The 25,151-nt window shown below is 71.6% G+C and carries 20 protein-coding genes; 9 read left to right on the forward strand and 11 right to left on the reverse strand.

The features are described from left to right. Positions 1-2: 2 nt before the first annotated feature. The 5 genes from AB0I22_RS04020 to AB0I22_RS04040 form a co-directional block, all read right to left on the reverse strand. Positions 3-1,394: a CpaF family protein gene (locus tag AB0I22_RS04020; protein ID WP_363129016.1), complete on the reverse strand. Its 1,392-nt coding sequence runs from the start codon at positions 1,392-1,394 to the stop codon at positions 3-5. Then, positions 1,391-1,852 carry a TadE/TadG family type IV pilus assembly protein gene (locus AB0I22_RS04025; RefSeq protein ID WP_363129017.1) on the reverse strand — a complete coding sequence of 154 codons (462 nt, stop codon included), beginning with the start codon at positions 1,850-1,852 and terminating at the stop codon, positions 1,391-1,393. The genes AB0I22_RS04020 and AB0I22_RS04025 overlap by 4 nt, the downstream gene beginning before the upstream one ends. Further along, on the reverse strand, positions 1,839-3,572 hold the full coding sequence (locus AB0I22_RS04030) for an AAA family ATPase (RefSeq protein WP_363129018.1): 1,734 nt from the start codon (positions 3,570-3,572) through the stop codon (positions 1,839-1,841). Before AB0I22_RS04030 ends, AB0I22_RS04025 begins: the two co-directional genes overlap by 14 nt. A gap of 14 nt (positions 3,573-3,586) precedes the next feature. Further along, positions 3,587-4,309, reverse strand: a complete 723-nt coding sequence (gene cpaB / locus AB0I22_RS04035; RefSeq protein ID WP_363129019.1) for a Flp pilus assembly protein CpaB — start codon at positions 4,307-4,309, stop codon at positions 3,587-3,589. Positions 4,310-4,372: 63 nt separating this feature from the next. Next, positions 4,373-5,269 carry a hypothetical protein gene (locus AB0I22_RS04040; protein WP_363129020.1) on the reverse strand — a complete coding sequence of 299 codons (897 nt, stop codon included), beginning with the start codon at positions 5,267-5,269 and terminating at the stop codon, positions 4,373-4,375. Positions 5,270-5,566: 297 nt separating this feature from the next. Between AB0I22_RS04040 and AB0I22_RS04045 the strand changes: the two genes are divergently transcribed. Next, positions 5,567-7,300: a glycoside hydrolase family 18 protein gene (locus AB0I22_RS04045; RefSeq protein WP_363129104.1), complete on the forward strand. Its 1,734-nt coding sequence runs from the start codon at positions 5,567-5,569 to the stop codon at positions 7,298-7,300. A gap of 207 nt (positions 7,301-7,507) precedes the next feature. After that, positions 7,508-8,521 carry a chitinase gene (locus AB0I22_RS04050; RefSeq protein ID WP_363129021.1) on the forward strand — a complete coding sequence of 338 codons (1,014 nt, stop codon included), beginning with the start codon at positions 7,508-7,510 and terminating at the stop codon, positions 8,519-8,521. Positions 8,522-8,598: 77 nt separating this feature from the next. Here AB0I22_RS04050 and AB0I22_RS04055 read toward each other — a convergent pair whose 3' ends face one another. Further along, on the reverse strand, positions 8,599-9,519 hold the full coding sequence (locus tag AB0I22_RS04055; protein ID WP_363129022.1) for a serine protease: 921 nt from the start codon (positions 9,517-9,519) through the stop codon (positions 8,599-8,601). A 200-nt stretch (positions 9,520-9,719) separates the two neighbouring features. Here AB0I22_RS04055 and AB0I22_RS04060 point away from each other — a divergent pair, with 200 nt between their 5' ends. After that, on the forward strand, positions 9,720-11,069 hold the full coding sequence (locus tag AB0I22_RS04060) for a M14 family metallopeptidase (protein WP_363129023.1): 1,350 nt from the start codon (positions 9,720-9,722) through the stop codon (positions 11,067-11,069). Positions 11,070-11,159: 90 nt separating this feature from the next. On the opposite strand, the gene AB0I22_RS04065 is transcribed toward AB0I22_RS04060, so the two are convergent. The 4 genes from AB0I22_RS04065 to AB0I22_RS04080 form a co-directional block, all read right to left on the reverse strand. Continuing rightward, complete coding sequence (locus tag AB0I22_RS04065; protein WP_363129024.1) at positions 11,160-12,638, reverse strand: gluconate:H+ symporter; 1,479 nt, start codon at positions 12,636-12,638, stop codon at positions 11,160-11,162. 139 nt (positions 12,639-12,777) lie between these two features. After that, complete coding sequence (locus tag AB0I22_RS04070; RefSeq protein ID WP_363129025.1) at positions 12,778-13,188, reverse strand: RidA family protein; 411 nt, start codon at positions 13,186-13,188, stop codon at positions 12,778-12,780. Continuing rightward, positions 13,185-14,039, reverse strand: coding sequence for an IclR family transcriptional regulator (locus AB0I22_RS04075; RefSeq protein ID WP_363129026.1), 855 nt, complete (start codon positions 14,037-14,039; stop codon positions 13,185-13,187). Before AB0I22_RS04075 ends, AB0I22_RS04070 begins: the two co-directional genes overlap by 4 nt. 127 nt (positions 14,040-14,166) lie before the next feature. Next, positions 14,167-15,300 (reverse strand): sugar kinase, encoded by a 1,134-nt coding sequence (locus AB0I22_RS04080; RefSeq protein WP_363129105.1) that lies wholly within the window; start codon positions 15,298-15,300, stop codon positions 14,167-14,169. 188 nt (positions 15,301-15,488) lie between these two features. Here AB0I22_RS04080 and AB0I22_RS04085 point away from each other — a divergent pair, with 188 nt between their 5' ends. The 4 genes from AB0I22_RS04085 to AB0I22_RS04100 all read left to right on the forward strand — a co-directional run bounded on the left by AB0I22_RS04085 (position 15,489) and on the right by AB0I22_RS04100 (position 20,231). After that, on the forward strand, positions 15,489-16,769 hold the full coding sequence (locus tag AB0I22_RS04085) for an amino acid deaminase (protein WP_363129027.1): 1,281 nt from the start codon (positions 15,489-15,491) through the stop codon (positions 16,767-16,769). Positions 16,770-16,780: 11 nt separating this feature from the next. Further along, positions 16,781-18,397, forward strand: a complete 1,617-nt coding sequence (locus tag AB0I22_RS04090; RefSeq protein ID WP_363129028.1) for a D-aminoacylase — start codon at positions 16,781-16,783, stop codon at positions 18,395-18,397. 87 nt (positions 18,398-18,484) lie between these two features. Beyond that, on the forward strand, positions 18,485-19,696 hold the full coding sequence (locus AB0I22_RS04095) for a pyridoxal phosphate-dependent aminotransferase (RefSeq protein WP_363129029.1): 1,212 nt from the start codon (positions 18,485-18,487) through the stop codon (positions 19,694-19,696). A 94-nt stretch (positions 19,697-19,790) separates the two neighbouring features. Beyond that, positions 19,791-20,231, forward strand: coding sequence for a hypothetical protein (locus tag AB0I22_RS04100; protein ID WP_363129030.1), 441 nt, complete (start codon positions 19,791-19,793; stop codon positions 20,229-20,231). Positions 20,232-20,499: 268 nt separating this feature from the next. On the opposite strand, the gene AB0I22_RS04105 is transcribed toward AB0I22_RS04100, so the two are convergent. After that, entirely contained in the window at positions 20,500-22,323 is a 1,824-nt protein-coding gene (locus AB0I22_RS04105; RefSeq protein WP_363129031.1) for a phosphoenolpyruvate carboxykinase (GTP), read from the reverse strand. A gap of 272 nt (positions 22,324-22,595) precedes the next feature. Here AB0I22_RS04105 and AB0I22_RS04110 point away from each other — a divergent pair, with 272 nt between their 5' ends. Continuing rightward, positions 22,596-23,297: a hemolysin III family protein gene (locus AB0I22_RS04110; RefSeq protein WP_363129032.1), complete on the forward strand. Its 702-nt coding sequence runs from the start codon at positions 22,596-22,598 to the stop codon at positions 23,295-23,297. A 170-nt stretch (positions 23,298-23,467) separates the two neighbouring features. Continuing rightward, a complete protein-coding gene (locus tag AB0I22_RS04115; protein WP_363129033.1) occupies positions 23,468-25,147 on the forward strand; it encodes an MFS transporter in 1,680 nt (559 codons plus the stop codon). The last annotated feature ends 4 nt before the right edge of the window (positions 25,148-25,151 follow it).

Genomic DNA, 25,151 nt, shown 5'->3' on the forward strand with positions numbered 1-25,151 from the left:
GGCTACCTCTGCCCTGCCTCTCCGGTGTGGAACCGCCCCGCCTCGCCGGTGCGGGACTGCCGGGCCGCCCTGGTGTGCAGCTCCGCGGGGAACGCGGCGACGCCGAAGCCGGGCGGCACGGGTTCGTCCGCCAGCCGCAGCCGTTCCGCGACCCGCTCCGGGATCGGGAAGCAGCCGAACCGGCCGCGTACGACCCGGTCCGCGCGCAGCGGCTCGGCGTCGAAGCGGCAGACGGTGGCGATGCGGTAGTCCTCGTGCCCGTGCGAGTCGAGGATGGCGATCTCGCTGACCCGCCGCGATCCGTCGGCGGCGCGGGTGAGCTGGACGATGCAGTCGACGGCGCTGTTGATCTGGTCCTGGAGCGCCTCGTACGGGATCTTCACCTCGGACATGGAGGCCAGCGTCTGGAGCCGCATCAGCGCGTCCTCGGCGCTGTTGGCGTGCACGGTGGCGAGCGAGCCGTCGTGGCCGGTGGACATGGCCTGGAGCATGTCGAGGGTCTCACCGCCGCGCACCTCGCCGACGATGATGCGGTCGGGGCGCATGCGCAGGGAGTTCCGTACGAGGTCGCGAATGGTGATGCGGCCGTTGCCCTCGACGTTGGGCGGGCGCGATTCGAGGCGGATGACGTGCGCCTGCTGGAGCTGGAGTTCGGCGGCGTCCTCGACGGTGATGATGCGCTCGCCCTCGGGGATGAGGCCGGAGAGCGCGTTCAGCAGGGTCGTCTTGCCGGAGCCCGTCGGGCCGGAGACGACCAGGTTGAACTTGGCCCGTACGAGCGCGGCGAGCAGCGCCAGCATCGTCGCGTCCAGCGTGCCCATACCGATCAGCTCGTGCAGCGTGTACGCGCGCGGGAAGCGCCGGATGGTGAGGGTGGCGCCGTTGAGGGCGAGCGGCGGGATGATGACGTTGACGCGCTCGCCGGACGGCAGCCGGGCGTCGACCATCGGATTCGACTCGTCCACGCGGCGGTTGACGGTGGAGACGATCCGCTCGATGGTCTGCATCAGCTGTTCGTGCGAGGCGAACCGCACGGGCACCGGCTCGACCCGCCCCGACCGCTCGACGTAGATCTGGTCGGGCCCGTTGACCATGATCTCGGTGATGGAGGGGTCTTCGAGGAGCGGTTCGAGCACGCCGAGGCCGAGCGCCTCGTCGACGACGCGCCGGATCAGCCGGTCGCGTTCGGCGGTGGACAGGACCGGGCCCTCGCGGCTGATGATGTGGCCGAGTACCCGCTCCAGGCGGCTGCGCCGCTCGGCCGCCGCCAGCGACGACATCTCGGCGAGGTCGATCTCTTCGAGCAGCTTCGCCCGGTAGACGGGGACGAGGTGGCTCGACTCCCGGCCGTCCGCGGGGCTTTCGGGGGCGACGATCCGCGCCCGTAGGCTCATGGGGTGCTCCTGGGGTCCGCGGGGCAGGGCATGGTGGCGGTGCGGGTGGCCGTACCGAAGTCGAAGGGGAGGACGGCGGGGATCTCGACGGTGGCGCTGCCGGTGGTCTGCCCGCCGCCGTCGCACAGGGCCGCGCCGACGTCGGTGCGGCCCGCCAGCCAGCCGCTCACGGCGGCCTTGCCCGCGCCCTCCGGCGACATCCCGGAGTCGTCGAGCGTGGCCGTACGGGCGGCGGCCCGCGCCGCGCTCCCGGCCTGCTGCGCGGCGAACGCGGCCAGGCCCAGCTGGATGGCGGCCAGCCCGATGACGAGCAGGAGGGGCAGGAACCCGAGGAACTCGATCGCGGCGGAGCCCCGGTCGCGGTCGCGGCGAGCCCGCCCCGGACGGCCCCTTCGACCGTACGAGCCATACGAGCCGCCCGCGCCAGGGGTATCTCCCGCCCGCTCACCCCTCGCCATACCGCGGCTCCTCCCTGGGCGCCGCCGCCGAGCCCCGTACCGCCCATGGCCAGTCGAGTACGCCCGGGAAGAGCACCGGGACCTTCAGGTCCACCGAGGCCCGCGCCATGTCCCCGGAGGGGCCGCAGTCGATCGTCCCCGCGGACCAGGCGCCGGGCAGGTCCTTGTGGGCCGCGCCGGAACAGGCCGCCGCGCCTCCCGTGGCGCCCGCCCGCGCGCCCTTGTCCGCAGCGTTTCCGGCCAGCGAGTACGTATACCCGACCAGGACGCACTGCCAGACGACGACCAGCACCACCAGGATCAGCGGGAGCACGCCCACGAACTCCACGGCGACCTGTCCCCGGTCGCCGCCCAGGCGCTTGCGGAATCTGCCGGTGTTGGTGGGCACGGGGGAGAGCTGGTCCGCGCCCGTCCTCTCACTGCCGCCGCCGCTGCCGCTGCCGCTCCCTATGGCGCGCCGTCGCCGCAGCCCGGCCGTGACGGAGGCGCGCTCGGCGGAGCGGTCGGCGTGGCTGCCGCCGCGCGCGGCGCGCCCGCCGCCGTCCGGCGCCTCGATCAGGCCCAGTTCGGCCGCCAGCGCCCACAGCGCCTGCTTGACGGCCGACTTGGCGTCCAGGTCCTGCATCCGGCCGGAGTCGACGGCCGGTTGCAGTTCCTTGTAGCCCGCGGGGATGGGGGTGCGGGCGGTGCGGGTGCCGGTGGTGCGGGCGACCAGCGGCGGCTGGATCTCGGAGCCGCGGGTGTGCCGGTTGACGACCGTCGTGGTGTCCTCGGCCTTGCGGATCTGGAGCCGGTCCCAGAGCCGCACCATGCGTTTGGCGGCCCGTACGGACACCACGTCCGGCGTCGTGACGAGGAGCGCGAGGTCGGCGGATTCGACGGCGGCGGCGCCCGCGGCGGTGATCTGGGTGCCGCAGTCGATGACGACCAGTTCGTAGCGGGCCCGCAGGGCGCCGATGATCTGCCGGGAGGCGAGGTCGCCGACCTCCTCGCCGCGCTCCCCCTCCCCCGGCGCGAGCAGCAGGGCGAGCCCCGTGGGGTGCGGGAAGACGGCGTCCTGGAGGACGCGCGGCGAGATGTCGCTGATGCCGGCCAGGTCGGCGATGGAGCGGCGGAACTGGACGTCCAGGTAGGAGGCGATGTCGCCGGACTGGAGGTCCATGTCGACGAGCGCCACGCTGCGGCCCGCCGAGTGCGCGGCGAGCGCGAGCTGTACGGCCGTGACGGTGGCGCCCACGCCGCCCTTCGCGCCGATCACCGCGACGAGCCGCCCGCCGGGCCCGGCCGGTGCGCCTTCGGGGCCGCTGCCCAGGTGGCGTCGGACGCCCGTGGCCCAGTGCGCGGCGGCCTGGACTCGGGTGCCGACCTCGTCGTACGAGAGGGGGAGCGCGACGATGCCGCGCGCGCCGGAGTCCATGGCGGCGGAGTAGAGGGCGGGTCCGGCGTCGGCGGTGACGAGGACGACGCCGACGGCCGGGAAGCGCAGGGCGACGTCGCGGATGACCTCCAGGGCGGGGACGGGGCCGAGCCGTTCGTGGACCAGGACGACTTCGGGCAGTTCCTCGACGGCGACGGCGGCGAGCGCCGCCAGGGTGTCGAGGAGGCGGGTGGAGTCGCCGGCCGGCTCCATGGGTTCGACGCCGGGGAGCTGGCCGAGCGTCCCGCTGACGGCGCGGGCGACGTCCGGGTCGCCGACGGCCGCGAGGATTCTGATCGTCACCGTGTCCCCTGCCTCTACTTGTCGCCGTCGAGGGTGTAGGTGCGGTCGCCCGGGCTGATCGTGTCGTCGCCGCCGGGGGCGACGAGGGCGAGGCGGACGTGGGAGGCGAAGGACTCCGCGTACGCGACGCGCTGGGCGTCCTTGGTGTCGAGGGCGAAGGTGATGGGGACCGCCTCCCCGGCGCGCCGGGTGGTGGGGTTGGAGCCGTGGTCGGCGTTGTTGGGATCGAGGGCCGTGAGCTTGCCGACGGCGAGGACCTGCGCGCCGCCGACGATGATCTTGGATACGGGCTTGGTGCCCTGCTCCTTGCCGTCGAAGGTCGCGTAGATGTTGACCTTGTCGGCGGGGTTGATCTTCCCGGCCACGCCGGTCGCCGCGTCGATCATGATGGCGATCTCCTGCTGGCCGGGCCGGAGCGCGGGCCGCGAGACGATCATGTCGTCCTGGAGCAGCGAGCCCTTGCGCAGCGGGGTGACGGCGATCTTGCCGCGCAGGTCGCCGAGGTCGGTGACGGCGGTGGCCGGAAGCCAGCGCTTGGGCATCTTTATCCGCTCGAACTGGGCGGCGTCCAGCTCCTTGTAGGCGGACACATCCGATTTCAGCCGGTACGCCGTGGTCTCCGGGCCGACCTTCGACTCCACGTCGTGGAGGACGGAGAAGACCCCGACGAACGCGCCGACGGCACACAGGACCGACAGGAGCAGCAGGATGACTCCGCGGCGCTGGCGTGAATTCATGGGACGGGCAACCTCGTTCGGGGACGTCGGCCGGCGGTGCGTCGCCGGCGGGCGGGCGGCGGCCTACCGGCTGGTCAGGGCGGCTCGTACGGACGGTGCGAGGGCGGCGGCGCGCGGGCCCGGCGGCTCGGCGCGCTCCACGGCGGCGGAGCAGAACGCGCAGCGGTCACCGATCAGTTCGAGGCCGCACCAGCGGCACTCCTCTCTGCGCACGGACGCCACCAGTTGGTACAGCACGGTCGCGTCCGGGATGGCGGCGGCGAACTCGACGGCCTTGCGGGTGCCCCACCAGCGCGCCGACTCGGCGGGCAGCGCGGTCTCCTGGACGGCCTGTACGCGCCAGGCGGGCGCGAGGACGTCCGTGACCCAGTCCTCGTGGCCCGCCCTGCGCGGCCGGCCGCGCGCGACGGTGAGGGCGGTGGCGAAGCCGGGCCCGTCCGGCGGCTCCGCGCCGCCGACCGGGATGAGCCGCGGGTCGGGCCCGGCGAGCACGGCGAACCGGGTGCCGGGCAGCCAGGACTTGACGTGCGGGCCGAGGCCGACCTCGACCCGGTCGAGCCCGGCGACGCTGTCCAGCTGCGCGCCCGCGTGGATGTAGTGGGCGAGGAGGCGGGCGGCGCAGGCGAGGACGCCGGGGCTCAGGTCGGACACCGACAGCTGGCGTAACTGGCGGGCGAGCACGGCGACGGCGAGCGGAGGCAGCGCGATCGGCAGGAGCGCCATCCGGTCGCTTTCGAGCACGGAGCGGGTGGTGTGCAGGCGTCGTGCGTACGGTCCGGGGAGCGCGTCCGGGTAGAGCGCGACGACGTAGCCGCAGCGGTCGAGGAGGGCGGCGGTCTGCGCGACGGCGTCGTCCAGGGGCTGCGCGTCCGGGGGCCGGAGGACCGCGGCGGCCGGGGCCTGGCCGTCGGGCGGCACGAGCACCAGGTCGGGGCTGGTGACTGCAATCGCGGTGGGCACGTCGGCTTCCCCGTTCACTCCGGCCGCCGATGCCCCGGTGACCGCAGATGGACACTCCTCGCTACTGCCCTTGGCTGGTGCATCAGCACTTTATCCACGAATGCGGCGGGAGAGAACAGCCCGCCGGAGTTCTCGCAAACCCTTGACTGACCCAATGGTCTGGACCATCTTTACGCCCAAGCGGTGGCCACCGTCCCTTTCGCTCCTCCTTCAACACCCTTCCCACCGGAGGCAGTCGTGGACCGTACACGCCGCACCCAAGCCCCCCGATTCAGACACAGAACGGGACGTAGACCTCTGCGCGCCCTCACCGCGCTCGCCGCCGCCGCGCTCGCCGCGACCGGCCTCACCGTCATCGGCGACGGCGGGACCGAGGCGGCCGCCGCCGACAGCGCGACCGCCGCTCACCACTCGGCCGCCCCTCGCAGCGCCGCCGCCCCGCACAGCGGCACAGCCGCGGCCAACCTCGCCAAGAACCCCGGCTTCGAGTCCGGCCTCGACAACTGGACCTGCTCGGGCGGGAGCGGCACGGCCGTCAGCTCCCCCGTGCACGGCGGCGCCGGAGCCCTCAAGGCCACGCCCGCCGGGTCCGACAACGCCAAGTGCTCCCAGACGGTGAGCGTGCAGCCGAACTCCTCGTACACGCTGAGCGCCTGGGTGCAGGGTTCGTACATCTACCTCGGCGCGAGCGGCACCGGCACCACGGACGTCTCGACGTGGACTTCCTCGGCCTCCTCCTGGCAGCAGCTGAACACCAGCTTCAAGACCGGCGCGTCGACGAAGACGGTGACCGTCTACACCCACGGCTGGTACGGGCAGCCCGCCTACTTCGCCGACGACTTCACCCTGGACGGACCGGGCGGCGGCGACCCGGGCGAGCCGGTTCCCGCGACCCCCGGCGGCCTCGCGACAGGCGCGGTCACCTCGTCCTCCGTGGCCCTCTCCTGGAACCCGGTGACCGGCGCGAGCGGCTACAACGTCTACCAGGACGGCGCGCGGGTCCAGTCGGTGAGCGGCGCCTCGGCCGTGGTGACGGGGCTGACCCCGGCCACCTCGTACCAGTTCCAGGTGACCGCGGCCAACAGCGCGGGCGAGTCGCCGAAGTCGGCGGCCGTCTCGGCCACCACCAAGGAAGGCGGGCCCGGGCCCTCCGTGCCGAAGCACGCCGTGACGGGCTACTGGCAGAACTTCAACAACGGCGCCACCGTCCAGAAGATCAGCGATGTGCAGAGCCAGTACGACATCATCGCGGTCGCCTTCGCCGACGCCACCACCACGCCGGGCGCGGTCGAGTTCCACCTCGACCCCGCGCTGAACTACAGCGAGGCCCAGTTCAAGGCCGACATCGCCGCCAAGCAGGCGGCCGGCAAGTCCGTGATCCTCTCCGTCGGCGGCGAGAAGGGCACGGTCTCGGTCAACGACGCCAACTCCGCGAACAACTTCGCGAACAGCCTGTACGCGGCCATGCAGAAGTACGGCTTCAACGGCGTCGACATCGACCTGGAGAACGGCCTCAACCCCACGTACATGACGCAGGCGCTGCGCTCCCTGTCGGCGAAGGCCGGGGCGAAGCTGGTCATCACCATGGCCCCGCAGACCATCGACATGCAGTCAACAGGGGGCGGCTATTTCAAGACAGCCCTGAACATCAAGGACATCCTCACCGTCGTCAACATGCAGTACTACAACAGCGGCGCGATGAACGGCTGCGACGGCAAGGTGTACGGGCAGGGGACCGTGGACTTCCTCACCGCCCTGGCCTGCATCCAGCTCGAAGGCGGCCTCGCCCCCTCCCAGGTGGGCCTGGGCCTGCCGGCCTCCACCCGGGGCGCGGGCAGCGGCTATGTCTCGCCGTCCGTCGTCAACAACGCCCTCGACTGCCTGGCCAAGGGCACGGGCTGCGGCTCCTTCAAGCCCGCGAAGACGTACCCGGGCATCCGGGGCGCGATGACCTGGTCGACCAACTGGGACGCGAGCAACGGCAACGCCTGGTCGAACGCGGTCGGGCCGCACGTGCACGGGCTGCCGTAACCGCAGCCGTACGCACAGCCGCGACCGTCCCCCCAGTCGCGGCCGCACCTCCAGCCCCACCAGCCTCTTTGTTGTCCAGGTCTTGACAACCGTATTGGTCTGGACCACCTTGTACGGCAAGCCCAGGGGCCCCTGAGCGCGCACCATCACCACACCCCCCAACTCTCCCCCCACACGGAGGCAGTCGTGGTTCGCGCACGATCGACCATGTTCAAAAACAGAATCCTCACGGGTCTGGCGGCGGCAGTGGTGGCCGCCGCCGGATTCGCCGGCGCGGGGGCCGCCCACGCGGCGCAGCCCCCGGCCGGCCCGGCGTCCGGACCCTCGGCCGCCCCCGCGTCCGTCCCCAAGCACGCGGTCACCGGCTACTGGCAGAACTTCGACAACGGCGCGAAGGTCCAGAAGCTCAGCGACGTCCACGACAACTACGACATCATCGCCGTCGCCTTCGCCGACGCCACGGCCAAGCCGGGCGCGGTCGACTTCCACCTCGATCCCGCGCTGAACTACTCCGAGGACCAGTTCAAGGCCGACATCAAGGCCAAGCAGGCCGCGGGCAAGTCCGTGATCATCTCCATCGGTGGCGAGAAGGGCACGATCTCCGTCAGCGACGCGGCCTCAGCGGAGAACTTCGCTGACAGCGTGCACGCGCTGATGGAGAAGTACGGCTTCGACGGCGTCGACATCGACTTGGAGAACGGCCTCAACTCCACCTACATGAGCCAGGCCCTCAAGTCGCTCGCGTCGAAGTCGGGCGGCCACCCGGTCATCACCATGGCGCCGCAGACGGTGGACATGCAGTCGCCGCAGAACGAGTACTTCAAGACGGCGCTCGCCGTCAAGGACATCCTGACCGTCGTCAATATGCAGTACTACAACAGCGGTTCGATGAACGGCTGCGACGGCAAGGTCTACGCCGCGGGCACGGTGGACTTCCTCACCTCGCTCGCCTGCGTCCAGCTCGAAGGCGGCCTCGCCCCCTCCCAGGTGGGCATCGGCGTCCCGTCCACCGCCAAGGCCGCGGGCTCCGGCTATGTGGCCCCGAGCGTGGTCAACGCCGCCCTCGACTGCCTGACCAAGGGCGCGAGCTGTGGTTCGTTCAAGCCGTCGAAGACGTACCCGGGGCTGCGCGGCGCGATGGCGTGGTCGACCAACTGGGACGCGGCGGCCGGTGACGAGTTCGCGGGCCAGGTCGGCAAGCACGTGCACGAGCTGCCGTAACCCGGCGCCACCGGCAGACCAAGGGCGTCCCCGGACCGTACGCGCACACGGTCCGGGGACGCCCCTATGCCGTCACATCAGTGCTGACGCGCCCGCTCGGCGGCGGGCTTGGGGAGGGAGCAGCCGGGCAGACCGAGGTCCACCTTGTTGCCGGTGCCGACGCACTTGGCGAGGATGTACGTCTCCTGGGCGTAGCCGATGCCCTTGCGGACCGTGACCTTGCCGTTCTCATCGACCTCGCACGGGTTGTTCAGCGTGCAGCGCTGACCGTCCTCGTTGGTCGTGTTGTTGACGGCCACGACGTTGCCGGTGGCGGTGTCCACGACGGGCGAGCCCGACGTGCCGCCTATGACCTGGCAGGCGGACGTGTAGCGGAGCGAGTCCTTCCAGGTCCAGTCGCCCTCGCGCAGCCGGTAGGCGAAGCCGTCCGTGTTGCAGGAGTAGGTCTTCTTCCAGTATCCGGAGACGACCGCTATGGAGGCGCCCTTGACAGGGTGGTCGGCGTTCAGCTTGAGGGCGTCGATCCGGTACTTCTGCTTGATCTGGGCGTAGGTGGTGTTCAGTTCGTAGAGCGTGACGTCGGTGTCGGTCATCGTCGCGTACGAGACCTTGGTGGCCTTGAGCGTGGCGACCTTGCCGGCGGAGGCGTTGAGCAGGCTGAAGGTGCGGCTGGACGGCCGGTCCACGATCACCTCGCCCGCGCCGGGCATTCCGGTTTCCAGGCAGTGGCCGTTGGTCAGGATGAGGCCGGGGTCGTTGTCCTTCGAGTTGGGCAGCCGCACCAGCGATCCGGAGCAGTTGCTGAGCGCGACGGTGCCGGCGAAGTTGACGGCCTTGGTCTTGGCCTTCGCGGCGACCTGGGCGGCGGCCGTGGCCTGAGTTCTGGCCTGAGCCTTCGCCTCGGCGGTAGCGGGCTGGGCCGAGGCCGCGCCGGTGGAGGCGAGCGTCGCTCCGGTCAGGAGGAGCGTCGCGAGCGCACCGACGAGAGGCTTCTTCATGGGGGGTCCCCTCCGTACATGAGTTCTTCCGCTTTTGACGTGTGCATTGTTGGGGCAGGGGATGCCGCCCGGCAATCGAGTCGACGGAAGTGCCGGGGAAGTTGGCCTGTTTTCTCCCTACGCACACCCTTGACCGGTCCATGACACCGCTCGAATCTGGCGGCACCCGCACGCCCAGGAGACCTCCCAGGAGACCCCTCATGAGACTCCGATCACGCGGACGTTGGGCCGGCGCCCTCGCCGCCCTGCTCACCGTCGCCCTCGCCACCCCCGCCGCGAGCGGCGCGACGCAGCACTCCCCGACCGACCCTGCGCCCGACCCCGCCTCCGCGGCCTCGGAGGCGACGCACAGCTACGAGGTCACCGGACCGGCGACCCCCGCGCAGCGCACCGCCGTCGCCGCGACCGGCGCCGCCGTCGACGCGGTGCGCGAGCACGCCGTCACCATCACCGCCACCGCCGCCCAGGCCGAGCGCGTACGCGGACTCGGCTACCGGGTACGGGAATCCGCCGCGCCCCCGGACCGTACGGACGGCAAGCGCCCGCAGCCCTTCGACTTCCCGCCGCGCGACTCGAACTACCACAACTACGCCGAGGCGACGACGGAGATCAACGCGGACCTCGCCAAGTACCCCGGCATCATGTCGAAGCGGGTCATCGGCAAGTCCTACGAGGGCCGCGACATCGTCGCCGTCAAGATCAGCGACAACGTCGGCACGGACGAGGCCGAGCCCGAGGTGCTCTTCACCCACCACCAGCACGCCCGCGAACACCTCACCGTGGAGATGGCGCTCTACCTGATCAAGGAGTTCGGCGCCAAGTACGGCAGCGACCCGCGCGTCACCAAGCTCGTCGACAGCCGCGAGATCTGGATCGTGCCCGACGTGAACCCGGACGGCGGCGAGTACGACATCGCCACCGGCTCGTACCGCAGCTGGCGCAAGAACCGCCAGCCCAACGCCGGCACCTCGCGCGGCACCGACCTCAACCGCAACTGGAACTTCAAGTGGGGCTGCTGCGGCGGCTCCTCCGGCAGTACGGGCTCCGAGACCTACCGCGGCTCCGCCCCCGAGTCGGGGCCCGAGGTCAAGGTCGTGGCGGACTTCGTACGCGGCCGCGTCGTCGGCGGCAAGCAGCAGATCAAGGCCGCGATCGACTTCCACACCTACAGCGAACTGGTGCTCTGGCCCTACGGCTACACCTACAACGACACCGCCCCCGGCATGACCCAGGACGACCGGGACGCCTTCGCGACCCTCGGCAAGTCCATGGCCGCGAGCAACGGCTACAAGCCGGAGCAGTCCAGCGACCTCTACATCACCGACGGGACCATCGACGACTGGCTGTGGGGCAGCCAGAAGATCTTCGGCTACACCTTCGAGATGTATCCGAACGAGAGCGGCGCGGGCGGCGGCTTCTACCCGCCGGACGAGGTGATCGGCCGGGAGACCAGCCGCAACCGCGACGCGGTGCTGCAACTCCTGGAGAACGCCGACTGCGTGTACCGGGTGATCGGCAAGCAGCAGCAGTACTGCCCGGGCGCCCCCTGACCCGGTGCGACGCCGGTGAACGGCCGCCCGGCGGCACGTACGCGGTGACGTCGTACGCGCCGCCGGGCCGGCTGACGGACGCTCGAAAAGTCAGACGAAGACGCTGAGCACCGCCGCGACGGCGAAGCCCGCCACCGACAGCACCGACTCCAGGACCGTCCAGGACTTGAGGGTGTCGCGCTCGGAGATGCCGAAGTACTTCGCCACCATCCAGAACCCGCCGTCGTTCACGTGCGAGGCGAAGATCGAACCCGCCGAGATCGCCATGATCACGAGGGCCAGGTGGGCCTGGGAGAAGTCGCCCGCGGAGAGCATCGGGGCGACGATGCCCGCCGTGGTGACGATCGCGACGGTGGCCGAGCCCTGGGCCACGCGCAGGACCACCGAGATCAGCCAGGCCAGCACGATGACCGGCAGGCCCGCGCTGTCGAAGGTGTCGGCGAGCGCCTGGGCCACGCCGCTGCCCTTGAGGACCGCGCCGAAGACCCCGCCCGCGCCGACCACCAGCAGGATGTTGCCGACCGGCTTGAGGGAGGCGGTGGAGACGGTCTCCAGCGACTTGCGGGACCAGCCGCGGCGGATGCCCAGCAGGTAGTAGGCGAGGAAGAGGGCGATGGTCAGGGCGACGAAGGGGTTGCCGAAGAACTCCAGGACCGAGCGGCCGGTGCTGGGGTCGAAGGCGATGGAGGAGAACGTCGCCAGCAGGATGAGGACCAGCGGAGTGCCGATGATCGCGGCGAGCGCGCCCATGGAGACGGGCTTCTCACCGCGGCCCTCGCCCCCGGCCGCGCCCTGTTCCGCCCGGACGGCGGCCTTGGCCTCCTCGGCCGCCTCGACCATGTCGGCGGGCACGGGCACGTAGACGCGCTTGCCGATCCAGGCGGCGAACGCCCAGCCGGCCAGCACCGCCGGAATTCCGGTGGCGATGCCCATCAGGATGACCCAGCCCAGGTCCACGTGGAGCAGCCCGGCCGCGGCCACCGGCCCCGGGTGCGGCGGCAGGAACGCGTGGGTCATGGACAGGCCCGCCAGGAGCGGCATGGCGAAGAGGACGATCGACTTGCCGCTGCGCTTGGTCGCCGCGTACACGATCGGCGCGAGGACGAAGATGCCGACGTCGAAGAAGACCGGGATGCCGAAGATGAGTCCGGTCAGGCCCATCGCGAGGGGGGCGCGCTTCTCGCCGAAGAGGCCCAGCAGGCGGGAGCTGAGCGCCTCGGCGCCGCCGGAGACCTCCAGGATGGAGCCGAGCATGGTGCCCAGGCCGATGATGATCGCGATATGGCCGAGGGTGCCGCCCATGCCGGATTCGATGAGCGATTTGGCGTCGGACTTCTGGACCGTGCCGAAGAGTTCGGTGACGGAGAGGCCGGCGGCGAGGCCGACGGCTATGGAGACGGCGAGCAGCGCGACGAACGGCTGCAACCGGACCTTGATGATCAGTACGAGCAGGAGCACGATGCCGAGGGCCGCGACGGTCAGCAGCCCGCCGGTCCCTCCGATGAGGGCGAGCAGTCCGCCGGTGTGCGGCGGCGGCGGTGGATCGGCGGCGGTCGCGGCGAGCAGCATGTGACGACTCCGTTGTCAGTCAGGGGTTTTCCAGGCAGGGGGGATCGCGGCACGGCGCCCCGCGGGTACGGGGCGCCGTGCCGTGACACGGTCGGTGAGGCTTGTGACGCGGCGATGGCCGGGCCGTTCGGGGACGGGGTCAGCCGAGGACGGCGAGCGCGTCGATCTCGATGAGGAGGCCGGCGGGCAGGCCCACGTACACCGTCGTACGGGCGGCCGGCGCCTCCCCCAGGCCCTCGGCCTCGAAGTAGGCGTTGTAGATCTCGTTCATCTCGGCGAAGTGGTCGACGTCGGTGAGGTAGACGCGCATCATCATGACGTCGTCCCAGCTCGCGCCGCCCTCTTCGAGGATCGCCTTGACGTTGGCGAAGGTCTGGAGCGTCTGCTCGCGCAGGGTGGGGCCGGCCGGGGTGGGGGCCTGGCCCTCGACGGCGGGCTTGAACCCGACCTGGCCGGCGACCTGGAGGATGTTCCCCTTGCGCACGCCGTGCGAGAACTTGGCGGGCGGGGTGGTGTGGGTGGCCGGGGTGATGGCGGTCTTGTCACTCATGGTCGGGCTTCCTTCTCGCGGTTTCTTTCGGGGGCGTGGGTCTTGTCGGGGAGCTGACTCTTGACGGGGGCGGGGCTCTTGACGGGGGCGGGGCTCTTGTCGGGGGTGCGGGTCGTTCCCGAGTACTCGGCGCTGATGGCGTCGGCGGTGCGGCGCAGCAGCGGGAGCAGTGCGAGGAGTTCGTCGGCGGTGACGACGACGTTCGGGGCGGAGACCGAGCACGCGGCGACGGCCCGCCCGTCCGCGCCGCGGATGGGCGCCCCGATGCAGTTGATGGACTCCTCGTGGCCGCCGAGGTCGGTGGCCCAGCCCTGTTCGCGCACGGTCGCCAGCTCCTTGAGGAAGGCGGCGGCGTTGGGGATCGAACGGGACGTGTACATGGGGTAGTCGAGCCGCTCGGCGACGGCGCGCCGCTCGGGCTCGGGCAGGTCGGCGAGGAGCAGCTTGGCGACGGCGGCCACGGTGATCGCGACGGGCTTGCCGATGCGCGAGTACATCCGCACCGGGTAGCGGCTCTCGACCTTGTCGATGTAGAGCACCTCGTTCTCCTCGTACACGGCGAGGTGGACGGTGTGCCCGCACTTCTCGTTGAGCTCGGCGAGGTGGGGGTGGGCGATCTCGCGTACGTCGAGGTTCTCGACGGCTTCCTGGGCGAGGGCGAAGAGCCGGGCGCCGAGGCGGTAGCGCTGGTCCTGCTGGCGGTAGACGATGCCGTGCTCGTGCAGGGTGCGCAGCAGGCGCAGCGCGGTGGACTTGTGGACGCCGAGGCGGCTCGCGACCTGTTCGAGGTTGGCGGGGCCCTCCGCCAGCAGCGGCAGGATGGACAGGGCGCGGTCGACGGTCTGGCTCATGTCGCCCCCAGGGCGCTGCGCCGGGCCCAGGGGGCGCGGTCGCGGAGGACAGGGCTCCGGTCCGCGCGCCGCCTTGAGGCCGTGTGCCCGGTCCGGTGCGTGGTCCTGTGCGTTCTCGTGCGTTGGTTCATGCGGTGCGCTCCTCCACCCGTACGGTCTCGGCCTCGGCCGCCGCTGGCTGACTCGCCCAGCCGGGGCCGAGTCGCAGTCTCCCCCAGGCGTCGGGGTCGAGCGCGGCCAGCCGGTCGGCGAGGCGGCGGGCGGGCGGTGCGGCGAGGTCGCCGGGGACGGTGAGGGCGGCGGCAGCCATCAGATGCCCGTGCCGCAGCCGCTCGGCGACGGTCAGTCCGCGCAGCGTCCCGGAGAGGAAGCCGGCGGCGAAGGCGTCGCCGGCGCCGACGGAGGCGACGACGTCGACGGAGAGGGCGGGGACGGAGACCACGGCGTCATCGGCAGCGGAGGGGGCGCTGGAGGAGACGCCGGGAGCGGTACGGGCGTACGCCGTCGCGCCCGTGGCGCCCTGCTTGACGATCAGGATCTCCGGTTCGGGCAGCGCGGCCCGGATGGCGTCTGCGCCGCGCAGTCCCCAGGCCGCCTCCGCCTCGTCCTCGCCGACGAAGACGAGGTCGCAGCCGCGCGCGAGGTCCAGCAGGACGGCGGGGCCTTCGGCGGCGCCGTGCCACAGGCCGACGCGGTAGTTGACGTCGAAGGAGACGAGGGGGCGGCCGGGCGTGCGGGCCGTGAGCGTACGGAGCAGGGCGCGGCAGTCGTCGGAGAGGGCGGCGGTGATGCCGGTGAGGTGCAGGACGCGCCCGGACCACGCCTGTTCGCGCGCGATGAGCTCCGGGGACATGGCCGACGCGGCAGAGCCGGCGCGGTAGTAGACGACTTCGGAGACGGGTTCGGCGGCGGGGGCCGGGGCGGCCGGGTCCGCCGATACGGCCCGCTCCCCCGCCGTGCGGAAGTAGATTCCGGTGGGCCGGTGCGGGTCGTGCTGAACAGAGGCGGTGTCGACGCCCGTGGCGGCGATGGCGGTGACGAGGTGTTCGCCGAAGCCGTCGGTGCCGACGCGGCTGATCCAGCGGGCGGTGTGGCCGGTGCGGGCGAGGGAGCAGGCGACGTTGGACTCGGCGCCGCCGATGCCGCGGTCGAAGGAGGGTACGTCGGCGAGCGGGCCGGGGATCGCGGGGCGGAAGGTGACCATGGATTCGCCGAGGCATACGACGTCGGCGTCCGGACTGCTCGGGGCTGCGGTCACGATCTGTCTCGCTCCTCGGGTCCTGTGGCGTCGGATGCCGGCGGGCCGGCGGGCCGAAGTCGTCCGCGCGTGCGCACCGTTGGTGTGACGCGCACCGTTGACCTCGTGCTTGCCGGGATGTTAGACAGCAGTAAGCGTTATACGCAATGGCTGTTGCACATCATGCAACACAACTTTCCACGGGAGGCTCCATGGCCGCCGACAACGCCGTCGCTCGTCTGGCCCAGGACCGCGTCGACCACCGCTTCAAGGCCCTGCCCCCGGACGCCGAGGGCACGACCGTCGAAGCCCTCGCCGCCGAGCGCCGGTCGCTGTTCGACGGCGGGTTCACCACCCCGGTGCTGGCCCTGTCCGCCGAGGCCGTGGAGCACAACCTCGCCCTGATGGAGCGCTACTCCGAGCGGCACGGCCTGGTCTTCGCCCCGCACGGCAAGACCTCCATGGCCCCCCAGCTCTTCGAGCGCCAGCTCGCGCACGGCGCGTGGGGCATCACCGTCGCCGTGCCCGCCCAGGTCCGCGTCTGCCGCGCCTTCGGCATGCGGCGGATCTTCCTCGCCAACGAGCTGGTGGACGCCGCCGCGCTGCGCTGGATCGCGGGCGAACTCGACGCCGACCCGGACTTCCGCCTCATCTGCTACGTCGACTCGCCGCGCGGCGTCGAGCTGATGGACCAGGCACTGACCGAGGCCGGGGCCGCCCGCCGCCTCGACGTCGTGATCGAGCTCGGCGCGGGCGACGGCGCGCGCACCGGGGTCCGCACGGAGGCCGAGTGCGCCGCCCTCGCCGACGCCGTCGCCGCCACCGCGACCCTGCGCCTGGTCGGCGTCGCCGGTTACGAGGGCGAGGTCCCCGCGGCGGACGGCGAGACCGTACGGGCGTGGCTGCGCCGCCTCACCGCGCTGGCCGTCGAGTTCGACAAGGCGGGCCGCTTCGCCGGCCTGGACGAGATCGTCGTGAGCGCGGGCGGCAGCGCCTGGTTCGACGCGGTCGCCGACGTCTTCGCCGAGCTGCCGGAGCTGTCCGCGCCCGCGCTCAAGGTGCTGCGCTCGGGCGCGTACGTCTCCCACGACGACGGCCGCTACCGCACTGTCACGCCCTTCAACCGGGTGCCCGAGGAGGGCGCGCTGCACGCCGCGTTCCGGCTGTGGGCACAGGTCGTCTCGCGCCCCGAGCCCGGCCAGGCGTTCGCCAACGCGGGCAAGCGGGACGCGGCGTACGACCTCGACCTGCCCGAGCCGCAGGTCGTACGGTCCGCGCGGGACGGCTCGCGGCGGCCCGCGACCGGCATCGAGGTCACCGCCCTGTCCGACCAGCACGGCTGGCTGCGCGTGGCGGACGGCGTGGAGCTGGAGGTGGGCGACTGGATCGGCATGGGCCTGTCCCACCCCTGCACCTCCTTCGACAAATGGCAGATGATCCCGCTGGTCGAGGCGGACGGCACGGTCGTCGACTACGTCCGCACCTTCTTCTGAGAGGCACGGCCATGGACCTGGTCATCCGCGACGTACGCGTCGTCGACGGCTCCGGCGGCGCCTCCTACCGGGCCGATGTGGCGGTGGACGGCGGCCGGATCGCCGCCGTCGTGCGCGAGGGCGGGGGCGACCGCCCCACCGCCCGCCGCGCCCTGGACGCCGGGGGCCTGGCGCTGTCCCCCGGTTTCATCGACATGCACGCGCACAGCGACCTGGCGCTGCTGCGCGACCCGGGGCACGAGGCGAAGGCCGCGCAGGGCGTCACCCTCGAAGTCATCGGGCAGGACGGGCTGTCGTACGCGCCCGTGGACGACCGCACCCTCGGCGAGGTGCGCGCGCAGATCACCGGCTGGAACGGCGACGGCTCCGACATCGACTTCTCCTGGCGGAGCGTCGGCGAGTACCTGGACCGCCTCGACCACGGCTTCGGCGGGGAGGGCATCGCCGTCAACGCCGCGTACCTGATTCCGCAGGGCACGGTGCGGATGCTCGCGGTCGGCTGGGACGCCCGGCCCGCCACCCGCGCCGAGACGGAGCGGATGAAGGAGCTGGTCGCCCAGGGCCTGGCCGAGGGCGCGGTCGGGATGTCGTCCGGCCTGACGTACACGCCGGGCATGTACGCCTCCGACGCCGAGCTGACCGAGCTGTGCCGGGTGGTGGGCGAGTACGGCGGCTACTACTGCCCGCACCACCGCTCGTACGGGGCCGCGGCGCTCCAGGCGTACGAGGAGATGGTGGCCCTCACCCGCGAGGCCCGCTGCCCCCTGCACCTGGCCCACGCCACCATGAACTTCGGCGTGAACGAGGGCCGCGCCCCCGAGCTGCTGGCGCTGCTGGACGCGGCGCTGGAGGGCGGCGCCGACATCTCGCTCGACACCTACCCGTACACCCCCGGCTGCACGACGCTGGTCGCGATGCTGCCGAGCTGGGCGAGCGAGGGCGGCCCGGAGGCGATCCTGGCCCGGCTGCGGGACGAGTCGGCGGCCGAGCGCATCCGGCACGCCATGGAGGTCGAGGGCGCGGACGGCTGCCACGGCGTGCCGATCGAGTGGGACACCATCGAGATCTCCGGGGTCTCCGATCCGGGGCTCGCGCACTTCGTGGGCAAGACCGTGGCGCGCGCCGCCGCCGAGCGCGGCGAGGAGCCGTGGGAGACCGCGCGCCGGCTGCTGACCGAGGACCGGCTCGGGTCGACGATCCTCCAGCACGTGGGCCATGAGGAGAACGTCCGGCAGATCATGCGGCACCGGGTGCACACCGGCGGCAGCGACGGAATCCTCCAGGGCCACAAGCCGCATCCGCGCGCGTACGGCACCTTCCCGCAGTACCTGGGCCGGTACGTGCGGGAGCTGGGTGTGCTCTCACTGGAGGAGTGCGTGGCGCATCTCACGTCGCGCCCCGCGGCCCGGCTGAAACTCGCCGACCGGGGGCTGGTACGGACCGGATACCGCGCCGATCTTGTCCTCTTCGATCCGGCGACGGTCGCCGCCGGCTCCACTTTCGAAGCCCCGAAGACCCTTCCGACCGGTATTCCGTATGTGTTGGTCGATGGGCGCTTTGTGATGGAAGACGGGCGGCGTACGGACGTTCTGGCGGGCCGCACGGTCCGGCGGGCGCCCGCCGCCTGAGGACGCCACGGGGGCCCCGGCCCCCGTGGTCCTGCTCACCGGCAAAACGAGAAGCGGCCCCCGTTACCCGGCCGTATGGTGGCCGACATGCAGGTGATCCAGTCAACGAAACTCGCCAATGTCTGCTACGAGATCCGCGGTCCGGTCCTTGAGGAGGCAATGCGGCTGGAGGCGGCAGGACACCGCATCCTCAAGCTCAACACCGGCAACCCCGCGGTCTTCGGCTTCGAGTGCCCGCCCGAGATCCTTGAGGACATGCTGCGCTCGCTCGGCGACGCGCACGGCTACGGCGACGCGAAGGGGCTGCTGTCCGCGCGCCGCGCCGTGATGCAGCACTACCAGACCAAGGGCATCGAGCTGTCCGTCGACGACGTCTACCTCGGCAACGGCGCCTCCGAGCTGATCCAGATGTCGATGCAGGCGCTGCTGGACGACGGCGACGAGGTGCTGGTGCCCGCGCCCGACTACCCGCTGTGGACCGCGTCGGTCTCGCTGGCGGGCGGCACGGCCGTGCACTACCGCTGCGACGAGCAGGCGGACTGGATGCCGGACCTCGCGGACATCGAGCGTAAGGTCACCGACCGCACCAAGGCCATCGTCGTCATCAACCCGAACAACCCGACGGGCGCGGTCTACGACGACGAGCTGCTGCGCGGCATCACCGAGATCGCCCGCCGCCACAACCTGATCGTCTGCTCGGACGAGATCTACGACCGGATCGTCTACGACGGCGTCACGCACACCCCGACCGCCGCCATCGCCCCGGACCTGCTGACCCTGACGTTCAACGGGCTGTCGAAGAACTACCGGGTCGCCGGGTACCGCGCGGGCTGGATGGCCGTCTGCGGCCCGAAGGCGCACGCGTCCAGCTATATCGAGGGCCTGACGATCCTCGCCAATATGCGGCTGTGCGCCAATATGCCCGTACAGCACGCGGTGGCGACCGCGCTCAACGGACGGCAGTCGATCAACGAGCTGGTACAGCCGGGCGGCCGGCTGCTGGAGCAGCGCGACACGGCATACGAGCTGCTGACCCAGATCCCCGGCGTGACCTGCGTGAAGCCGAAGGGCGCGCTCTACGCGTTCCCCCGGCTCGACCCCAAGGTCTACAAGATCAAGGACGACCGGCAGATGGTCCTCGACCTGCTCCGGGCCGAGAAGATCATGATCGTGCACGGCACGGGGTTCAACTGGTCGGAGCCGGACCACTTCCGGCTGGTGACGCTGCCCGCCAAGGAGGAGCTGACGGACGCGGTGACGCGGATCGGCGAGTTCCTGGACGGCTACGGGCAGTACTGAGCCGCACTGACGGCAGCCGTCTGTGTAAGCGGGTCAACTTTAGACTGCGTCTAAGTTAGGATGGTCTCCTGAAACATCGCCAGGAGGCCATCCCATGTACGAACCGATCCGCACCAAGTCGGTCCACTCCATGGCCGAGCCCGCCGACACACCCGGCCGCGGCCCCCACCGCTCCCGCGAGCAGGAACTGGACATCCGGCTCGCCGGACACCTCACCGCCCTGCTGACCGTGACGGACGAGCTGCGCGCCGAGTCCGACGGGCCCGCGGCCGCGGAGCTGGACGACGCGGCCCGCCGCATCGCCGGCACGGCCGCCCGGCTGCGCGACGGCCGCGCCCCGCTGCGGGCCGCCCCGACGGCGGGCGGAAAGCCCGGCCCCGGAGCCCGTACGGCCGCGCTGCACCAGCGGGCGCACATGCTCGCCGGACAGGCGCTGGTCGTCGCGACCTCCCGCGCCGACGACGCGGGCACGGCGCTGGCCGCCGAGCGGCTGGCCGTACACGCCGAAGCGCTCGGCCTCGCCGAAGCGGTCTGAGTCCGAAGCCGTCTGAGTCCGAAGCGGTCTGAATCCGAAGCAGTCTGAATCCGAAGCCGTCGCCTGAAGACGGCGGCTGAGGACGTCGCCTGAGGGCGTTGCCCGAAGACGTCATCCGAGGCATTGTCCGCAGACATCTCCCGAAGACGTTTGAATTCCGGAGGCGTCTTAATAGATCGCCCCATCGAACCACTGCCGCACCACCCGGCCGGGGCGGGACCGCGTCCCCCGCGTGGTCCCGGCCCGGCCCCTCTTTACGACGGCCCGCTCAGCCCAGGCGGCGCACCAGCGCGCGGTACTCGTCCCACAGCTCCCTGGGCGTGTGGTCGCCGAAAGTGTTGAGGTGCTCGGGGATGAGCGCGGCCTCCTCGCGCCAGACGTCCTTGTCGACGCTGAGCAGGAAGTCGAGGTCGCCCGCGCTGAGGCCGAGGCCCTCGGTGTCGAGCGCGGCCGGGGTCGGCAGCACGCCGATCGGGGTCTCGACGCCCTCGGCCTTGCCCTCCAGGCGCTCCACGATCCACTTCAGGACGCGGCCGTTCTCACCGAAGCCGGGCCAGACGAACTTGCCCGCCTCGTTCTTGCGGAACCAGTTCACGTAGTAGATCTTCGGGAGCTTCGACGCGTCCGGCTTGTCGGCGCCGACCTTGAGCCAGTGGCCCATGTAGTCGCCCATGTTGTAGCCGCAGAACGGCAGCATCGCGAACGGGTCCCGGCGCAGCTCGCCGACCTTGCCCTCGGCCGCGGCGGTCTTCTCGCTCGCCACGTTGGCGCCGAGGAAGACGCCGTGCTGCCAGTCGAAGGACTCGGTGACCAGCGGCACGGCCGAGGCGCGGCGGCCGCCGAAGAGGATCGCCGAGATCGGCACGCCCTTGGGGTCCTCCCACTCGGGCGCGATGATCGGACACTGGCCGGCCGGGACGGTGAACCGGGCGTTGGGGTGCGCCGCCGGGGTCCCCGACTCGGGGGTCCAGTCGTTGCCCTTCCAGTCGGTGAGGTGGGCGGGCCGCTCCTCGGTCATGCCCTCCCACCACACGTCGCCGTCGTCGGTGAGCGCGACGTTGGTGAAGACGGAGTTGCCCCACATGGTCTTCATGGCGTTGGCGTTGGTGTGCTCGCCGGTGCCGGGCGCGACGCCGAAGAACCCGGCCTCGGGGTTGATCGCGTAGAGCCGGCCGTCCTCGCCGAACCGCATCCAGGCGATGTCGTCGCCGATGGTCTCCACGGTCCAGCCGGAGATCGTCGGCTCCAGCATGGCGAGGTTGGTCTTGCCGCAGGCGCTCGGGAACGCCGCCGCGACGTACTTCGGCTCGCCCTGCGGCGGGGTGAGCTTGAGGATCAGCATGTGCTCGGCGAGCCAGCCCTCGTCGCGCGCCATGACGGAGGCGATGCGCAGCGCGTAGCACTTCTTGCCGAGCAGGGCGTTGCCGCCGTAGCCGGAGCCGTACGACCAGATCTCGCGGGCCTCGGGGAAGTGCGAGATGTACTTGGTGGAGTTGCACGGCCACGGGACGTCGGCCTCGCCCTCGGCGAGCGGGGCGCCGAGGGTGTGGACGGCCTTCACGAAGAAGCCGTCGTCGCCCAGTTCGTCCAGGACCGCCTGGCCCATCCGGGTCATGGTGCGCATGGAGACGGCCACGTACGCGGAGTCGGTGATCTCCACGCCGAGCGCCGAGAGCGGCGAGCCGAGCGGGCCCATGCAGAACGGGACGACGTACATGGTCCGGCCGCGCATCGAGCCGCGGAAGACACCCCGCTCCCCCGTGAAGATGTCGCGCATCTCCGCCGGGGCCTTCCAGTGGTTGGTCGGCCCCGCGTCTTCCTCCTTCTCGGAGCAGATGAACGTGCGGTCCTCGACGCGGGCGACGTCCGAGGGGTCGGAGGCGGCGTAGTACGAGTTCGGGCGCTTGATCGGGTCGAGCTTCTTGAACGTGCCCCTCGCGACGAGCTCCTCGCACAGGCGCTCGTACTCGGCCTCGGAGCCGTCGCACCAGACGATCCGGTCCGGCTCGGTGAGGTCGGCGATCTCATGGACCCAGGAGAGGAGCTCCTGGTGGTTGGTGGGGGTGCTGGGAGCCGCATTGCTGCGCGCCACGATCGCTCCGTCCCGCCGGAAACCGCGCTGCTCCGGCGTCAGAAGTTGAGGGTTGAGCGGACCCTTGCCGCACATGTCTGCAAGATGTCCGCATTTGGCGTTAGTTGCCCCGTGGGGGCCGCGACCCGGACGCTTCGTGACCGCTCATCCGGTGCCGACCGCACTCATTTGATCATCCGACCAGGATTGCCGTCTGTCCAGGGGGCGCACTCGTGACCATCGCCACGCGGAACTGACCCGTAACCTACGGTGCCGTAGCTAGCATTGGCCGCATGACCTCCGCTGCTCCCGACGCCGCCGCCGTCCCCTTTCCGGGAGAACCCGCGGCCCCGCTGTCCCCCGTCAAGCCGAGGCTGCGAGGCTGGCTGCACGCTGGCATGTTCCCGGCGGTGCTCTTCGCCGGGGTCGCGCTGACCGCCCTGGCCGACAGCACGCGCGGCCGCGTCGCGTGCGCGATCTTCACGCTCACCGCCTGCCTGCTGTTCGGCGTGAGCGCCCTCTACCACCGCGGGAACTGGAGCCCGCGAACCGACGCGATGCTCCGCCGGCTGGATCACGCCAACATCTTCCTGATCATCGCGGGCACCTATACGCCGCTGACCATGCTGCTGGTCCCCGGCACCCGCGGCCAGGCGCTGCTCTGGGCCGTCTGGGGGGCAGCGCTGGCGGGCATCGCCTTCCGCGTCTTCTGGATCGGCGCCCCGCGCTGGCTCTACACCCCCTGCTACATCGCGATGGGCTGGGCCGCCGTCTTCTTCCTGCCGGACTTCCTACAGGCGGGCGGAATCGCGGTGCTCGTCTGCGTGATCGTCGGCGGGCTGCTCTACAGCGCGGGCGGCGTGATCTACGGGATCAAGCGCCCCAACCCGTCGCCGCGCTGGTTCGGCTTCCACGAGGTCTTCCACTCGCTGACGCTGGCCGCGTTCGTCGTGCACTACGTCGGCATCTCGCTGGTGGCCTATACGCACGCGTAGCACCTGTCCCCCCTTCAGTGGCCGCGACCCGATCCGGGTCGCGGCCACTCGGCTGTTCGGGCGCGGACGCAGGCACACCCGACGACGAACAGGGGACAGAAATTGACAGGGAGCACCTTTTGGGAGTTACTGTCATTTGACATAGAAACTCAAAACTTCGGAGGCTTCCCATGGGCGCGCCAACGCAGCACCGCCCCGACCCCCGGCGCTGGTGGGCGCTGGGCGCCATCGTCGCCTGCATGCTCGTCCTCGGCTTCGACGGCACGATCCTCAACGTCGCGCTGCCGACCATGGCCTCCCAGCTCGGCGCCGGCACCGGCGAGCAGCAGTGGATCGCCGACTCCTACCTCGTCGTCCTCGCCGCCCTGATGCTCCCGGCCGGGCTCCTCGGCGACCGCTTCGGCCGCCGCCGGATGCTCATCACCGGCCTCGCGATCTTCCTCGTCGGCTCGCTGCTGGGCACCGTCGTCGACGCGCCGGGCCTGGTCATCGCCGCCCGTACGGTCATGGGGGCCGGCGCCGCGCTGATCATGCCGCTGGCCATGTCCGTACTGCCGTCGCTCTTCGGCCCCGACGAGCGCGCCAAGGCCGTCGGCGCGATCTCCGCCGCCTCCGCGCTCGGCCTGCCGCTCGGCCCGATCATCGGCGGCTGGCTGCTCGACCACTTCTGGTGGGGCTCGGTCTTCCTGATCAACGTGCCGCTGGTCGCCATCGGCATCGCCGCCTGCGTCTTCCTGCTCCCCGAGACCAAGGACCCCGCCTCCCCCAGGGTCGACACGGTCTCCAGCGCCCTCACCGCCCTCGGCCTCGGCCTCCTCGTCTTCGGCGTCATCGAGGGCCCGCAGCGCGGCTGGGGCTCCGCGGTCGTCCTGGGCTCGTTCGCCGGGGCCGTGGTGCTGCTCCTCGCGCTCGTCCTGCGCGAACGGCGCATGGTCCGGCCCATGCTCGACCTGACGCTGCTGGGCGACCGCGGCTTCCGGTGGAACGCCATCGCCGCGACCCTGGTGACCTTCACCCTGATGGGCCTGCTCTTCGTGCTGCCGCAGTACCTCCAGGTGATCCAGGGGCACGACGCCTTCGGCACCGGGCTGCGGATGCTGCCGATGATGGCCGGGCTGCTCGTCGCCTCGCGCGGCGCCCCGCCACTGGTGGCGCGCTTCGGGCCGCGGAGCGTCATCTCCGCCGGGCTGTTCGCCCTCGCCTTCGCCGCGCTGCTGGCCAGCGACACCCATCTGGGCGACGGCTACGGCACGGTGGTGGTGTGGCTGGTGATCGCCGGGTTCGGGTTCGGCTTCGCGCTCATCCCCGCCATGAGCAACGCCCTCGGCGCGCTCCCCCGCGACCGCGCGGGCAGCGGCTCCGGGCTCCTGATGACGCTGCGTCAGGTCGGCGGGGCCATCGGCGTCGCGATCCTCGGCAGCCTGGTCGCCGGCGCGTACCGCGCCCACCTCGACACCGGCGGGCTGCCGCACGACGCCGCGCACGCCGCGGGCGAATCGGTCGTCGGCGGGCACCTCGTCGCGGCCAGGCTCGGCGACGCGGCGCTGCGGCACTCGGCGGACGCCGCGTTCGTCGACGGCATGAACCTGGCGCTGCTCGTCACCGGCATCGCCGCGCTGGCCGCCGCCCTGCTCACCGCGGTCTTCCTGCCCAACCCGCGACGAGCCGGCCGCACCGCCGTCACGTCCGCGCCGGCCGGGCCGACCACTCCGTCCGTCTCGGCCACGACCGCCACACCGACCACCCCGCCCGTCTCGACCACAACCGCCGCACCCACCACCCCGTCCCTCTCGACCACGACCGCCACCAGCGACGATGTGGCCCCCGCCGCTGCGGATGCCGGACAATGAGCGC

The organism is Streptomyces sp. NPDC050610 (genome assembly GCF_040654875.1).
GTDB lineage: Bacteria > Actinomycetota > Actinomycetes > Streptomycetales > Streptomycetaceae > Streptomyces.

Excerpts from the sequence above, each read along its gene's own strand:
- AB0I22_RS04020 (WP_363129016.1), bottom strand. The coding sequence starts at position 1,394 with ATGAGCCTACGGGCGCGGATCGTCGCCCCCGAAAGCCCCGCGGACGGC.
- AB0I22_RS04025 (WP_363129017.1), bottom strand. The coding sequence starts at position 1,852 with ATGGCGAGGGGTGAGCGGGCGGGAGATACCCCTGGCGCGGGCGGCTCG.
- cpaB (WP_363129019.1), bottom strand. The coding sequence starts at position 4,309 with ATGAATTCACGCCAGCGCCGCGGAGTCATCCTGCTGCTCCTGTCGGTC.
- AB0I22_RS04050 (WP_363129021.1), top strand. The coding sequence starts at position 7,508 with ATGTTCAAAAACAGAATCCTCACGGGTCTGGCGGCGGCAGTGGTGGCC.
- AB0I22_RS04055 (WP_363129022.1), bottom strand. The coding sequence starts at position 9,519 with ATGAAGAAGCCTCTCGTCGGTGCGCTCGCGACGCTCCTCCTGACCGGA.
- AB0I22_RS04060 (WP_363129023.1), top strand. The coding sequence starts at position 9,720 with ATGAGACTCCGATCACGCGGACGTTGGGCCGGCGCCCTCGCCGCCCTG.
- AB0I22_RS04065 (WP_363129024.1), bottom strand. The coding sequence starts at position 12,638 with ATGCTGCTCGCCGCGACCGCCGCCGATCCACCGCCGCCGCCGCACACC.
- AB0I22_RS04070 (WP_363129025.1), bottom strand. The coding sequence starts at position 13,188 with ATGAGTGACAAGACCGCCATCACCCCGGCCACCCACACCACCCCGCCC.
- AB0I22_RS04075 (WP_363129026.1), bottom strand. The coding sequence starts at position 14,039 with ATGAGCCAGACCGTCGACCGCGCCCTGTCCATCCTGCCGCTGCTGGCG.
- AB0I22_RS04085 (WP_363129027.1), top strand. The coding sequence starts at position 15,489 with ATGGCCGCCGACAACGCCGTCGCTCGTCTGGCCCAGGACCGCGTCGAC.
- AB0I22_RS04090 (WP_363129028.1), top strand. The coding sequence starts at position 16,781 with ATGGACCTGGTCATCCGCGACGTACGCGTCGTCGACGGCTCCGGCGGC.
- AB0I22_RS04095 (WP_363129029.1), top strand. The coding sequence starts at position 18,485 with ATGCAGGTGATCCAGTCAACGAAACTCGCCAATGTCTGCTACGAGATC.
- AB0I22_RS04100 (WP_363129030.1), top strand. The coding sequence starts at position 19,791 with ATGTACGAACCGATCCGCACCAAGTCGGTCCACTCCATGGCCGAGCCC.
- AB0I22_RS04110 (WP_363129032.1), top strand. The coding sequence starts at position 22,596 with ATGACCTCCGCTGCTCCCGACGCCGCCGCCGTCCCCTTTCCGGGAGAA.
- AB0I22_RS04115 (WP_363129033.1), top strand. The coding sequence starts at position 23,468 with ATGGGCGCGCCAACGCAGCACCGCCCCGACCCCCGGCGCTGGTGGGCG.